The organism is Rhizobium sp. BR 314 (assembly GCF_047445805.1).
GTDB classification, from domain to species: domain Bacteria; phylum Pseudomonadota; class Alphaproteobacteria; order Rhizobiales; family Rhizobiaceae; genus Rhizobium; species Rhizobium lusitanum_B.
Window position 1 is genome coordinate 212566 of sequence record NZ_JARWLA010000003.1, and the last position, 13021, is coordinate 225586.

Here is a 13021-nt window from a genome sequence, read left to right on the forward strand (position 1 = left end):
CGCCCATGCGGGCTTGGCCCAAATCGTTTCTTTCAAAATTTAAATCACGCCTTCACTCCACCCCCATCTCATCCTTTGGAGACTTATCGTGACCACGCAAACGAAGATCACTTTCAATGACGGCAACTCCATTCCGCAGGTCGGCCTCGGTGTCTGGCAGACGCCGGAAAACGTTGCGCCGATGGCCGTCAGCACCGCTTTGAAAGCCGGCTATCGCCATGTCGATACCGCGGCCATCTATGCCAACGAGGATGGTGTCGGCGAAGGCATGCGCCAGTCGGGCGTCGCCCGCAAGGATATCTTCCTGACGACCAAGCTCTGGAACGAGGCGCAGGGCTTCGATTCCACTCTCAAGGCTTTCGACGAGAGCCTGAAGCGGCTCGGTACCGATTATGTCGACCTTTACCTCATCCATTGGCCGTCGCCGCATCGCGATCGTTACCTCGACACCTGGAAGGCCTTCGTGCGCCTGAAGGAAGAGGGCCGCGCCCATTCGATCGGCGTTTCCAACTTCGCCAAGGAGCATCTCGACCGCATCATCGGCGAAACCGGCGTGACGCCCGTGCTCAATCAGATCGAGCTACATCCGACCTTTCAGCAGAAGGCGCTGCGCGAAGTTCACGACAAGCTCGGCATCAAGACGCAGTCTTGGAGCCCGCTCGGCCAGGGCAAGCTTCTGGAGAATGCCACGATCGGCAAGGTTGCCGCCAAGCACGGCCGCACGCCGGCCCAGGTCATCATCCGCTGGCACATCGACAATGGCCTGATCGTCATCCCGAAATCAGTAACGCCGAGCCGTATCGAAGAAAATCTCAAGGTTTTCGACTTCAAGCTCGACCGCGACGATCTGGCTGAGATCGCCAAGCTCGATTCGGCCAGCGGCCGCATCGGCCCGGATCCGATGACCGCGACGTTCTGATGTCAGGCTCACGCAAATAAACTGCAGTTTCAAGGGAAGGCCCGTTGCAATCGCATCGGGCCTTCTTCTTTTCAGCGCATCTCCTGGCGCGTTGGGTTATCCGCATCTCCATGGCGAGCCGCCAAACGCCTAGCGAGAAACTCGACGACGGTGCGCACGCCCGGCAACTGGCCGCGGCGGTGGGTGGTCAGGATCGTGGTGGTGACGCTGCCGGCCGTCCAGTCGGGCAGAATTCGAACGATCTCGCCGCTCTTGAGTGCCGCCTTGCATGCCGCTTCCGGCAGGCAGGTGATACCGAGGCCCGAGATTGCCGCCCGCAGCAAGACAAGCGTCTCGTCGGCGACGAAGCGGCAGAGAGGGGAAACGGTGAGTGATCCGCCTTCGGCATTCTGAAGCTGCCATGTCTTTGCTATCTGCGAAACGAGCAGGCCGTCATGATGCTGCAGCGCCTGCGGATCGGCCGGTAAACCGTGCCTTTCGAGATAGGCGGGAGAGGCGACCAGCATCATGTCGTCAGCCGAAACCTGCCTTTGAACCAGTTCGGAATCCGGCAGCGGCGAAAAGTGGCTGCGCACGGCGATATCGAAGCCTTCCTGTACCAGATCGACGAACCGATCGGTGGCATGGATCTGCAGCGTCAGCTTGGGATAGGCAATGGCGAGTGAGGGAAGGTGATCCGCGAGCACGAATTGGGCTGATGGCACGGAGGCGGTGATACGAACGATGCCGCTCGGCTCGACGTGACGCCGCCGCACGGCGTTTTCGGCTGCTTCCGCCTCGATCAGCGCGGCTGTCGCGTGCTCATAGAAGTCTCGTCCGGAATCGGTCAGCAGGAAGCTGCGCGAGGTGCGGTGAAGCAACCGTGTGTCGAGATCCGCTTCCAGAGCGGCAATGCGTTTGCTGATCGTCGATTTCGGCATACCCAGTCTGCGCGCGGCGGCGGCAAAGCCACCGTTGTCGACCGCCTGGACGAAGATCTGCAGATCATTGAGATTCAATGCCATCGCGAAATGTCCACATAGAGAGACTTTTGGTTCGAATTTACCGGTCTACCGGATCAAGGTCCACAAATCCATATTGCTGGCATCGAGGTTTCGCCTCGTTACATCAGGAGAACAATATGGAACCGGTACTCTTCTACGGCGTCCCTTCGGGATGCTCCTTCGGATCGATCGTCGCACTCGAATGGCTGGGAAAGCCCTACAGACTGTCCCGTGTCGAGATGGTCAAAGAGGATTTCATGAGCGGCGGCTACCGCTTCATCAATCCGGTCGGCGAGACGCCCGCGCTGATCACGGGCAGCGGCGCCGTGCTGACGGAAAGCATCGCCATTCTCAACCATCTTGGCACGGGCAGCATCGATACGGGCGTGGCGTTTGCGCAGGGAACCGAAGAGTTCGACCAGCTCAACCGGATGCTCGCTTTCCTCAATACCAGCTTCTTCAGCTCGTTCGCGCCGCTTTGGTATGTGTATGAGCATGGCGGAGACGAAGCGGCAAAGGTGGCCCTGCGGGATTATGGAGGCTTCAAGGTGCGCAAGGCGCATGCGGATCTCGACAGGATGCTAGGCGACAAGCAATGGCTGCTGGGAAATCGAAAGACACTGGCTGACGCTTATTTCTTCGGCATCGCCCGCTGGACCGACTACCACGGCGTGGTGGAGCGAGGCGACTATCCCAATATCGAGCGGCTATACCGGCAGCTGGAGGAGGATCCGGCTGTCAAATTCGCCCGCGCGATCGAGGACAACAAGCCGGCGCAGTCGGCCGGCGGCTATCTCGGCAATATCAGCGTCGACGATGCGTTGAAGCGCGTCGGGCCGAACGGCTGATTTTCGGAAAGCCTGAAGTCGATGCTTCAGGCTTTTCCTCTCATGCGGCGTCTTCGAGAAGATTGGAGCGCCGGGCAAAGGCAAAGCTTGTCAATGCCACACCGAGCGTTGCAGCGCTCAACAGAGCGGCGGCAATGAATGTCACCTGCATTCCGGCGGCGACGGCCTCCGCACGTGCCGCCGTAATGTCGGCGGCTCCGGAGGCAAATGTGAAGATCGCCCCCATGACGGATGCACCGGTTATCAGGCCGAGGTTGCGCGACAGGCTCAGCATCCCGGAAATGACGCCGCGCTGCTCCTGCGTAATGTTGCTCATGATCGTGGTATTATTGGCCGCTTGAAACAGCGCATAGTTCACGCTGACAATGGCCAGCGGGCCGACATAGCCAGCAATTCCGAACTTGCCTTCCAGCGCTGCGAGCAAGGACAGGCCGATCATCATGCCGACGAGACCTGTTACGGTCATGCGGTGAGCGCCGAGACGATCAACGATACGGCCGGCCGGCAAGCCCGTCAGTGCCGAGACCAGCGGTCCGGCAGACATGATGGCGCCGACATGAGCCGCGTCGAAGCCGAGTGCACGGGCGAGATAGAAAGGCCCGACCACCAGTGTCACCATAATGACGGTCGAAACGAGGGTGCTCATGGCAAGGCCGGCACTCAACGCCGTATCGCGGAACATCGAAAGGCGCAGTAACGGCGATTTCACGTTCGTTTCGGCGACTACAAAGAGAGCGAAGCCGCAAGTTGCCGCAAGCAGCAGGCCGATATTCACCGTGCCGAAGCTGCCATGTCCAATGGTCATTGCGAGCGCGTAAGCAGCCAGGGTAAGGACCAGGAACAGGGTGCCGATCGTATCCAGTCGCCCCTGACTTGCCCTATGGTTCCGGCTATCCGCCGGCAGAAAGCGCATGGCGAGAAGAAAGTTCGCGATGCCGAGGGGTATATTGACGAGGAAGATGGCTTTCCAACCGAAGCCGGCGATCAGGATGCCGCCGAGGGAAGGGCCAAGGGTCGTGCCGATGGCGGACATGGTGCCGAGCAGGCCCATGGCACTGCCCGTCCGTTCCTTCGGCACGGTTTCGCCGACCATTGCAACGGTCAGCGCCATCATCATGGCGGCGCCGAGGCCTTGTACGGCGCGAGCTCCAATCAGCAGCCACAGCGTCGGCGCGATGCCGGCGAAAAGTGAAGCGACAGTGAAGAGCGCTATTCCGCCCAACATTAGTCTGCGGCGGCCGACCATGTCTCCAAGCCGTCCGACACTAACGATCAGCGTCGTGATGGCGAGCAGATAGGCAAGCACGACCCATTGCACTTGCTGGAAGGATGCGCCGAATGCCTGGGCAAGGGTCGGCAGAGCGATATTGGCGATGCTGGTGCCGAGCGAGGGCATCAGCATGGAAAGCGAAAGGCTGGCGAGTGCCCAGCGGATCGAGGCCGCGGCTTTCGTGCGCCCGGGTGTCGTTTTCTCCGATGTTTCGGCGACTGGTTTCAACATGTGCTCCGATTCTGACGAGGTCCAAAGGTCTCGCGGATCGTAGTCATTCACGTGATGTGGCGGAATGCGCAGCAATTGCACTTCATTCGTGCGCCTGACGCTATATATCGACGAAATCATGCTATGGTCGCCTCATGTCCACGCCTGATCTCAATCTTCTCGTCACTCTCAATGTCCTGCTTGCTGAGGGCAGCGTTGCCCGCGCGGCTAGGCGCTTGCAGCTGAGCCCGTCAGCCATGAGCCGGGCGCTGGCCCGCTTGCGCGAGACGACCGGCGATCCGCTGCTGGTCAGGGCGGGGCGCGGGCTTGTACCGACGCCTAGGGCGCTGGAATTGCGCGAGCGGGTCGGGCTGCTTGTTCAGGAAGCGGAGGCGGCCTTGCGGCCCTCCGAGGTGTTGGACCTCAAGCAGCTTGCCCGGACCTTCACGATTCGCACCCGAGAGGGTTTCGTGGAGAATTTCGGCGCCGAGCTGATCGCGCGCATTGCCGACCAAGCGCCCGGGGTGCGGCTCTACTTCACCCAGAAGCTCGACAAGGACAGCGCGCCGTTGCGCGACGGCACGATCGATCTCGAGACAGGCGTCTTGGGAGACGATACAGGTCCGGAGTTGCGGGCGCAGGCATTGTTTCACGACCGGTTCATCGGCGTGGTGCGCCGCGGGCACGTGTTGGGAGAGGGGGCGATCACGCTGGAGCGCTATGCTGCCGGCCGGCATATTCTCGTCTCGCGCCGCGGTCTGCGGAAAGGTGAGATCGATGAGGCGCTCGCAAGGGCGGATCTGGAGCGGCAGATCGCGACGATCGTCGGCAGCTTTTCGGCGGCGCTGGCCTTGGCGCGCGCCTCTGACTTGATCGTCAGCGTTCCCGAGCGCTACACGGGCAACCTACGGACCGACATGCATAGCTTCGTGCTGCCGGTGCCGACGTCGGATGTGACGATCTCACTGATCTGGCATCCTCGAATGGATGCAGATCCGGCGCATCGCTGGCTGCGCGGCTGCGTTCGGGATGTCTGCGCAGAGCAGCGCGCAAGTTCAGGAGTGGGGCTCGAAGTCGGCTAAGTAATTGCGCAGAAGGCCATCAAGCGCTGTTCGCTCTTCTGGCGAAAGAGTTGAGACCAGGCGCATCTGCGTTTCGACATGCGCCGTGACCGCCGAGTCGATCAGTTCGAAGCCCTTTGGTGTCAGCGATATCAAGAAGCTGCGGCCGTCGTTCGGGTTCTGACTACGAGCGACGAGGCCGGCTTTTTCCAGCTGATCGATGCGGTTGGTCATCGTGCCCGACGTCACCATCATCGTCTCCATCAGATCGCTCGGGGAAAGGGTGTAGGGCTCGCCCGAGCGGCGCAGGGTCGCCAGCATATCGAAATTGGCCGAATTCAGGTCGAAGCGCGCGAAGGTCTTCTCCATCTCACGGGAGAGATGGAGCGTGAGGTTGCGTATGCGCCCAAAGAGGCCCATCGCCGTGGTGTCGAGATCCGGCCGTTCGCGCCGCCATTGGGCAAGAATTTTGTCGATGCGATCCATGCAGAGACCACGCCATGAATTTATCTTGACGTCAAGGTATTTTGGCTTATCTTGAGGTCAAGATAAATTCGAGGCTGAGGCCATGAACCGCAATTTCGATCTGTTACTGACAGCCATTGCACCGGCAATCTGGGGCAGCACCTACATAGTGACGACGCAGCTGCTGCCCGCCGGCTATCCGCTGACGGTTGCCATGCTGCGCGCTTTGCCTGCTGGGCTGCTGCTGCTTGCCTTCGTGCGGCAATTGCCGCACGGGGTCTGGTGGCTGAAGTCGCTCGTGCTCGGGGCGCTGAACTTCTCCATTTTCTGGTGGCTGCTTTTCATCTCGGCCTATCGTTTGCCGGGTGGCGTGGCAGCGACGGTCGGCTCGATCCAGCCGCTGATCGTCATCCTGCTGGCGCGATTGCTGTTGGGATCGCCGATCCGCAGTCTTTCCATCGTCGCCGCCACTGCCGGCATCGGCGGTGTCGCGCTGCTGATCCTGACCCCGAATGCGGCGCTCGATCCGATCGGTGTCATCGCAGGCATTCTCGGCGCCTTCTCCATGGCAACCGGCGTGGTGCTGAGCCGCCGCTGGCGACCAGACGTCTCACCGTTGACCTTTACGGCGTGGCAGCTCACGGCAGGAGGCCTCCTGCTGCTGCCGGTCGTGTTGCTGCTCGAGCCGCCTTTGCCACAGCTGACCGGTGCGAATATTCTCGGCTTCAGCTATCTCGGGCTGATCGGCGCGGCGCTGACTTACATTCTCTGGTTCCGAGGCCTGTCGCGGCTTGAGCCTTCGGTGGTGTCGTCGCTCGGTTTCCTCAGCCCGGCGACTGCTGTCATTCTGGGTTGGGTGGTGCTTGGTCAGCAGCTGAGCCCGATGCAGATATCAGGCATTGTCGTTGTGCTCGGTAGCGTCTGGCTTAGCCAGAAGGCCCAGCAGGTTCCCCGGGCAGGACATACCTCGCCTGCAAGCCAGCCCGCCGTATCGAAGTGATAGAGCGCGAGCGCTCCCCATGTGCAAAGAAAAAGGGCGGCTACAACAGCCTGTGTGAGAAGTCCGGCTAATCAATTAAAATGGCCGCATTGGAAACGATGCGGCCATTTTCATGGGATATATTTCAGGGACTGATCGGGGTCAGACGTCGCTATTGCCAGCCCGGATCGAGGATTACGTTGCAGGTTATTCCAATGGCGCTCAGGCCAGCGCCTGTGAGGACGACGGCATCATGGCCTGCGCGCCGTCAAACCGCGCAGTCAACAATACCGGCGATGGCACCTTGTTATCCGTTCGGCACCATCAAACGGATGATGGCAGGCGGACGCTTCCTGACCAGAAACCTCAAGGGCACCAGAACCGAAATCGCCCTCTCCGTGCTCGCATACAACATCATGCCCACCATAAACATGACATCAAAGCCCGCATAGACCCAGAAACCAAAAGAGGCTCCGGTCAAACCGGAGCCTCCAAACGTTTCCACACGGGCTGCAATTGACCGCCCATTGTCATTCATGTCTTCGAGAGGATCAGTTCCACTCGCGGATATCGACAAAATGACCGGCGATCGCAGCCGCGGCGGCCATGGCAGGCGAGACCAGATGGGTGCGGCCCTTGAAGCCCTGGCGGCCTTCGAAGTTGCGGTTCGAGGTCGAAGCGCAGCGCTCGCCCGGCTTCAGGCGGTCGTCGTTCATGGCGAGGCACATGGAACAGCCAGGCTCGCGCCAGTCGAAACCGGCAGCCTTGAAGATCTTGTCGAGGCCTTCGGCCTCAGCCTGTTCCTTCACGAGGCCGGAGCCCGGAACGATCATGGCGTCGACGGTGGAGGCCACTGTCTTGCCTTCGACGACCTTGGCGACGGCGCGCAAGTCTTCGATACGGCCGTTGGTGCAGGAGCCGATGAAGACACGATCAATGTTGATCTCGGTCATCGGCGTGCCCGGCTTCAGGCCCATATAGTCGAGGGCGCGCCACTTGGAGGTGCGCTTGGTCTCGTCCTGGATTTCGTCGGGATTGGGAACGACGCCCTGAACGGAGATGACGTCTTCCGGCGAGGAACCCCAGGAAACGATCGGCGGCAGGCTTGCGGCATCGAGCTTGACGATGCGGTCATAGTGCGCGCCTTCGTCTGTTTGCAGCGTCTTCCAGTAGGCGATCGCCTGTTCCAGCGCTTCGCCCTTCGGCGCGCGCGGCTTGCCCTTGATATATTCGAAGGTGATCTCATCCGGAGCGATCAGGCCGGCGCGGGCGCCGCCTTCGATCGACATGTTGCAGATGGTCATGCGGCCTTCCATCGACAGCGCGCGAATGGCTTCGCCGGCATATTCGATGACGTAGCCGGTGCCGCCCGCGGTGCCGATTTCGCCGATGATGGCAAGGATGATGTCCTTGGCGGTGACGCCGGGCGGCAACTGGCCGTCGACCTGCACCAGCATGTTCTTAGCCTTCTTCTGGATCAGCGTCTGGGTGGCGAGCACATGCTCGACCTCGGAGGTGCCGATACCATGGGCGAGCGAGCCGAAGGCGCCGTGCGTCGAGGTGTGGCTGTCGCCGCAGACGATGGTCATGCCGGGCAGGGTGAAGCCCTGCTCAGGTCCGATGATGTGGACGATGCCCTGGCGCTTGTCATTCTCGGAGTAGTATTCCACGCCGAATTCGGCGGCGTTCTTGGCGAGCTGCTCGACCTGGATGCGGCTTTCCTCGTTCTTGATGCCGAGGTGGCGGTCGGGCGAGGTCGGAACATTATGGTCGACGACAGCCAGCGTCTTCTGCGGCGCGTGAACCTTTCGACCGGTCATGCGCAGGCCTTCGAATGCCTGCGGCGACGTCACCTCGTGAACGAGATGGCGGTCGATATAGAGAAGACAGGTGCCGTCGTCCTGCGCGTCGACCAGATGGTCATCCCAGATTTTATCGTAAAGTGTGCGTGGAGCGCTCATGGCTACAGATCCATATTGGCATTGTCGAAAAAAGGGATTGACGGATCAGGACCGCCGGCCTCGGGTGTGATCAGCGAAGTCGGCTGTTGAGCGCGCCCGAAATCATCGCAAAGAAACGTGCCGGCAGGCGCTTGTGGTCCTGCAGCACGAAAGCCGTGACGTATTGTCCGTCTTTGCTCATGATCTTACTCATGCGCATGCTCATATCAATTTTCAAAACCTTCGGCAATGGCGACTATGGGCTGTGTCGGTACGGTCGGCATTTGGCCGCACCGATCACACTCGTCTCGATCACACCTGCGCGCCGGGCGGCTGGCCCGCCGCCATGCGGGGGAAGGCCGAGCGGTCGCTCCCCGCACGCCGGCGCATCCAGGCTTCGAGCTGCCGCAGCAACAGAGACAGGCCGACCGTCAGCAACAGGTAGATGAAGGCGAGGATCGACAGCGTTTCGAAGTAGCGGAAGTTGGCCGAATAATAGAGCTTGGCGAGCTGACTGATATCGGCAACGCCGAGCACTGATACCAGCGAGCTATCCTTGACCATGGCGATGAAATCGTTGGAGAGCGGTGGCAGGATGACGCGGATCGCCTGCGGAAAGACCACAAGGCGGAAGCGCTGGAAGCGGGTGAGGCCGAGCGCCTTTGCCGCTTCGATCTGCCCCTGATCGACCGCCTGGATACCGGCGCGGAAGATCTCGGCGATGAAGGACGAATAGCCGATCGTCAGCGCAATGATGGTGCGCCAGACGAACGGGACGTCGCGGGTGACGAGCGGGCCCGTCCAGCCAATTGAGGCGAGCGGAGAGGTGAGGAAGTTATAGACCGCCACAAAGGCCGGCGTGCCGACGAAGGCGACGTAGGACAACAGCACGAGCATCGGGATGCCGCGCACGATCTCGATATAGAAACGTGCAACCTGCCGCAGCACGATGAAATCCGACAGGCCGAGCAGCGCAAGCCCGAGGCCCAGCAGCATGGCAAGCGTAAATGCCACCAGCGTCACGAAGATCGTGACGCCGATGCCGTTGAGCAAAAGGGAAAAGATCTGGGCGTAGAGACCATTTGCCGCGATCGCGAGCGAGGCAACAACGCCGAGAATAGCAAGGGCAACCAGCCACCAGGGAAAGTCATCCTTGCCACGGTGCCCGCCCGGGCCTGCCAAAGGTGCCATCAGAGCGGGCTTCCAGTATGTCGATCGTCAGAGTTCATTGGCCCATCTTGTAGTCGAGGAACCACTTCTTGTTCAGCGCGTCGAAGGTGCCGTCAGCCTTGAGGCTGGCAATCGCTGCATTGACGGGGGCGACGAGATCGGAGCCCTTCTGGAAGATGAAGCCGAAATCCTCGGAGCCGAGCGGGCCGCCGATCAGCTTCAGACCGCCGTTGGAGGCGTCGACATAGCCCTTGCCGGCCGTGCCGTCGGTCAGCACCGTATCGACGTCGCCGGTCTTCAGGGCCTGAACGGTGGCGCCGAAGGTTTCGAAGGTCTTGATGCGCGGGTTCTGCTCGTTGCCGTCGAGGACCGAATAGACGGCGGTGTAGAAGGGGGTCGTGCCGGGCTGTGCGCCGATCAGGGCGTCCTTGACGGTTGCGAAGCTCTTGGCGTCGGTGAAGCGCTTCTCGTCGCCGCGCACGAGCATGAACTGTTCTGAGCGCATGTAAGGATCGGAGAAGTCGACCTTCTGCTTGCGCTCGTCCTTGATGGTGATGCCGGTCATGCCGATGTTGTACTGGCCTTCCGAGACGGCCTGGATCATCGCATCCCAGCTGGTGTTCTGGTACTCAACCTTGAAATTCAGGCGCTTGGCGATCTCGTTCATCGCGTCATATTCCCAGCCGATCGCCTTGCTCGTCTTCGGGTCGATGAACTGGAGTGGCGGATAGGCATTCTCGGTGACGACGACGACGGTCTTGCCATTGAGGTTTGGCAGATCGGCCGCGAAGGCAGCAAACGGTGCAAGCACGAGGGCGCTGAGGCCCAGAAGGAACGAACGGCGGAATGCCATGGAAATCTCCCCGATTAGAGCATGATGCCGAAAAGTGTCAGCGGTTTTCGGACGACATCATGCTCCCCCAATTTGATTCTGGTGCGGACTCCGATTTCAGGTCGATTTGACGTGAAATCATCCCGTGCCAGGGTGGCGGAAAAGTGTCATATTTGTGAAGGGGATGGCAAGGCCATTGCCACGGCCGCGATCATAAAAATGGAAAAGCAACTCTAAAGTGGACAGCGAATTGAGGAATATTCTTTTCGCCCGATGCATAACCGCCCTGTGGGAGCGGCAGACAGCAAAAAGGCGACCCGAGGGCCGCCTTCAAGCTTTGCGATCCGTATGGATCGAAAATTATTCTGCTGCCGGCTCGGCTGCTGCGGCTGCAGCAGCTTCTGCAGCTGCCTTTGCTTCTGCGGCTTCGGCTGCTGCCTTTTCGGCTGCGAGAGCCTGAGCAGCTGCAACCTTCTCGGCTTCGATGCGTGCCTTTTCTTCGGCCAGAGCCTGACGCTCGGCGTCGTTGAGCTTGCGGGCGCGGGTACCGGTGTTTTCAACGATACGGGCAGCCTTACCGCGCAGGTCGCGCAGGTAGTAGAGCTTGGCGCGACGGACCTTACCGCGGCGAACGACTTCGACGCTTTCGATCAGCGGCGAGTAAACCGGGAATACGCGCTCGACGCCTTCGCCGTAGGAGATCTTGCGAACCGTGAAGTTCTCCTGCAGACCGCCGCCGGAGCGAGCGATGCAAACGCCTTCATAAGCCTGAACGCGGGTACGGTTGCCTTCCGTGACCTTCACGTTGACGCGAAGGGTGTCGCCAGCCGAAAATTCGGGAAGGGTGCGCTTGGCTTCGATCTTGGCAGCCTGTTCGGCTTCCAACTGCTGAATGATGTTCATAGTATCAACCTCGTTGTTGCTTCAACAGCCAGAGCGCCCGAACGATCCATTCTTGGTCGGACCCGAAGGTCTCGCCTCGAATATATGCCAGTTACGGCAGGGGCGAATACGTCTGCTTTTCTTTGGTGGTTGATGGGAAATTTCCCATGCCGGGCGCGCACATACCCTATTGTCGCGCCCTTGTCACCCCTTGTCGCGGAATTAAGTGGGCTCTATTGCCCTGTTTCCGGCTCGGAACGGCATTTTATCACGCATCCGGTTGCCTGAATACCGCTTAGGCCTTCTTCGGCTTTTTCCGCGTCGATGCATTCAGTGCTGCCGCCGCGCGAATGAGCACCTTCAACGCTTCTTCGTCGATATCCTCGTTCTCATGGATATCGATGGCCCGCCGCGTATTGCCTTCGAGGCTGGAGTTAAAGAGGTGGGAAGGATCCTCGATCGAGGCGCCCTTGGCAAAAGTCAGCTTCACGACGCTCTTGTAGGTCTCGCCGGTGCAAATGATGCCCGCATGCGACCACACCGGCACTCCGCGCCATTTCAGCTCCTCGATCACGTCAGGTTCGGCCTGCTTGATGAGTGCGCGGACCTTGGCGAGCGTTGTACCACGCCAGTCGCCCAGTTCCCGGATCTTGTCTTCGATCAGCTCAGAAGCGGAGCCAACCTGTGCGGCTCCCGTTGCGTCGTCCTTTGCCATCCTCCGGAGCCTCCTCGCTCGTTTGCGTCCGCCGCGCTGGTCGAGCGCGGCTATTTGTCAGCCTCTTTGTCGAGCAGATCCGGCCGGCGCTCGCGTGTCAGCTGCTCGGCCTGCTCCCTCTGCCATTTGGCGATCGCCGCGTGGTTGCCCGAGGTGAGGATGGCCGGAATCTCGCGGTCTTCCCAAATTTGCGGACGGGTATAGTGCGGATGTTCCAACATACCGCCTTCGAAGCTTTCATGCAGGCCGGACAGGTCATTGCCCATGACGCCGGGTAGGATGCGCACGATGGCATCGAGCAGGATGAGGGCGGCCGGCTCGCCGCCCGAGAGAATATAGTCGCCGATCGAGACTTCCTCGAGGTCGCGGCCGTCGATGACGCGTTGGTCTACGCCTTCGAAGCGGCCGCAGACGATGATGATGCCGTCGCCATCGGCAAGTTCGCGCACGCGCTTCTGCGTCAGCGGCTTGCCGCGCGGGCTCATGAGCAGGCGCGGGCGGCTGTCGTTTTCGCTGACATGGTCGATCGCGCGGGCAAGCACGTCGGGTTTCAGCACCATGCCGGCGCCGCCACCGGCCGGCGTATCGTCGACGGTGCGGTGTTTGTCGGTGGCGAAATTGCGGATCTGCACGGTATCCAGCGACCATTGCCCGCGCTCCATCGCTTTGCCGGCAAGCGACGTGCCGAGATGGCCGGGAAACATCTCGGGGTAAAGCGTCAGAACGGTCGCCCGGAAACTCATGGCG

The 13021-nt window shown here is 60.7% G+C and carries 14 protein-coding genes; 4 read left to right on the forward strand and 10 right to left on the reverse strand.

Features of this window, described 5'->3' with window-relative positions; all coding sequences use genetic code 11:
* Positions 1 to 88 precede the first annotated feature (88 nt).
* On the forward strand, positions 89 to 919 hold the full coding sequence (locus tag QD461_RS05910; protein ID WP_414086874.1) for an aldo/keto reductase: 831 nt from the start codon (positions 89 to 91) through the stop codon (positions 917 to 919).
* A gap of 71 nt (positions 920 to 990) precedes the next feature.
* Here the strand turns inward: QD461_RS05910 and QD461_RS05915 are convergent, their stop codons facing one another.
* Complete coding sequence (locus QD461_RS05915) at positions 991 to 1923, reverse strand: LysR substrate-binding domain-containing protein (RefSeq protein WP_414086875.1); 933 nt, start codon at positions 1921 to 1923, stop codon at positions 991 to 993.
* A 116-nt stretch (positions 1924 to 2039) separates the two neighbouring features.
* Between QD461_RS05915 and QD461_RS05920 the strand changes: the two genes are divergently transcribed.
* Positions 2040 to 2750 (forward strand): glutathione S-transferase family protein, encoded by a 711-nt coding sequence (locus QD461_RS05920; RefSeq protein WP_414086876.1) that lies wholly within the window; start codon positions 2040 to 2042, stop codon positions 2748 to 2750.
* Positions 2751 to 2790: 40 nt separating this feature from the next.
* Here QD461_RS05920 and QD461_RS05925 read toward each other — a convergent pair whose 3' ends face one another.
* Positions 2791 to 4251 carry an MFS transporter gene (locus QD461_RS05925; protein WP_414086878.1) on the reverse strand — a complete coding sequence of 487 codons (1461 nt, stop codon included), beginning with the start codon at positions 4249 to 4251 and terminating at the stop codon, positions 2791 to 2793.
* Between the two features lie 134 nt (positions 4252 to 4385).
* Between QD461_RS05925 and QD461_RS05930 the strand changes: the two genes are divergently transcribed.
* Positions 4386 to 5312: a LysR family transcriptional regulator gene (locus QD461_RS05930; protein WP_414086879.1), complete on the forward strand. Its 927-nt coding sequence runs from the start codon at positions 4386 to 4388 to the stop codon at positions 5310 to 5312.
* Here the strand turns inward: QD461_RS05930 and QD461_RS05935 are convergent.
* On the reverse strand, positions 5286 to 5777 hold the full coding sequence (locus QD461_RS05935; RefSeq protein ID WP_414086881.1) for a MarR family winged helix-turn-helix transcriptional regulator: 492 nt from the start codon (positions 5775 to 5777) through the stop codon (positions 5286 to 5288). The genes QD461_RS05930 and QD461_RS05935 overlap by 27 nt on opposite strands.
* A gap of 82 nt (positions 5778 to 5859) precedes the next feature.
* On the opposite strand from QD461_RS05935, the gene QD461_RS05940 reads away from it, so the two are divergent.
* Positions 5860 to 6756: an EamA family transporter gene (locus QD461_RS05940; RefSeq protein ID WP_414086882.1), complete on the forward strand. Its 897-nt coding sequence runs from the start codon at positions 5860 to 5862 to the stop codon at positions 6754 to 6756.
* A 530-nt stretch (positions 6757 to 7286) separates the two neighbouring features.
* On the opposite strand, the gene leuC is transcribed toward QD461_RS05940, so the two are convergent.
* The 7 genes from leuC to trmD all read right to left on the reverse strand — a co-directional run bounded on the left by leuC (position 7287) and on the right by trmD (position 13017).
* Positions 7287 to 8696: a 3-isopropylmalate dehydratase large subunit gene (leuC, locus tag QD461_RS05945; RefSeq protein ID WP_414086883.1), complete on the reverse strand. Its 1410-nt coding sequence runs from the start codon at positions 8694 to 8696 to the stop codon at positions 7287 to 7289.
* Positions 8697 to 8766: 70 nt separating this feature from the next.
* Positions 8767 to 8889, reverse strand: a complete 123-nt coding sequence (locus QD461_RS05950; protein ID WP_280949825.1) for a hypothetical protein — start codon at positions 8887 to 8889, stop codon at positions 8767 to 8769.
* Between the two features lie 98 nt (positions 8890 to 8987).
* On the reverse strand, positions 8988 to 9866 hold the full coding sequence (locus QD461_RS05955) for an amino acid ABC transporter permease (protein ID WP_414086884.1): 879 nt from the start codon (positions 9864 to 9866) through the stop codon (positions 8988 to 8990).
* Between the two features lie 34 nt (positions 9867 to 9900).
* A complete protein-coding gene (locus QD461_RS05960) occupies positions 9901 to 10698 on the reverse strand; it encodes a basic amino acid ABC transporter substrate-binding protein (RefSeq protein ID WP_414086885.1) in 798 nt (265 codons plus the stop codon).
* A 339-nt stretch (positions 10699 to 11037) separates the two neighbouring features.
* Entirely contained in the window at positions 11038 to 11580 is a 543-nt protein-coding gene (rplS, locus tag QD461_RS05965) for a 50S ribosomal protein L19 (RefSeq protein ID WP_414086886.1), read from the reverse strand.
* Between the two features lie 274 nt (positions 11581 to 11854).
* Entirely contained in the window at positions 11855 to 12274 is a 420-nt protein-coding gene (locus QD461_RS05970) for a DUF1801 domain-containing protein (protein WP_414086887.1), read from the reverse strand.
* A gap of 50 nt (positions 12275 to 12324) precedes the next feature.
* Positions 12325 to 13017 (reverse strand): tRNA (guanosine(37)-N1)-methyltransferase TrmD, encoded by a 693-nt coding sequence (gene trmD / locus QD461_RS05975; RefSeq protein WP_414086888.1) that lies wholly within the window; start codon positions 13015 to 13017, stop codon positions 12325 to 12327.
* Positions 13018 to 13021: the final 4 nt, after the last annotated feature.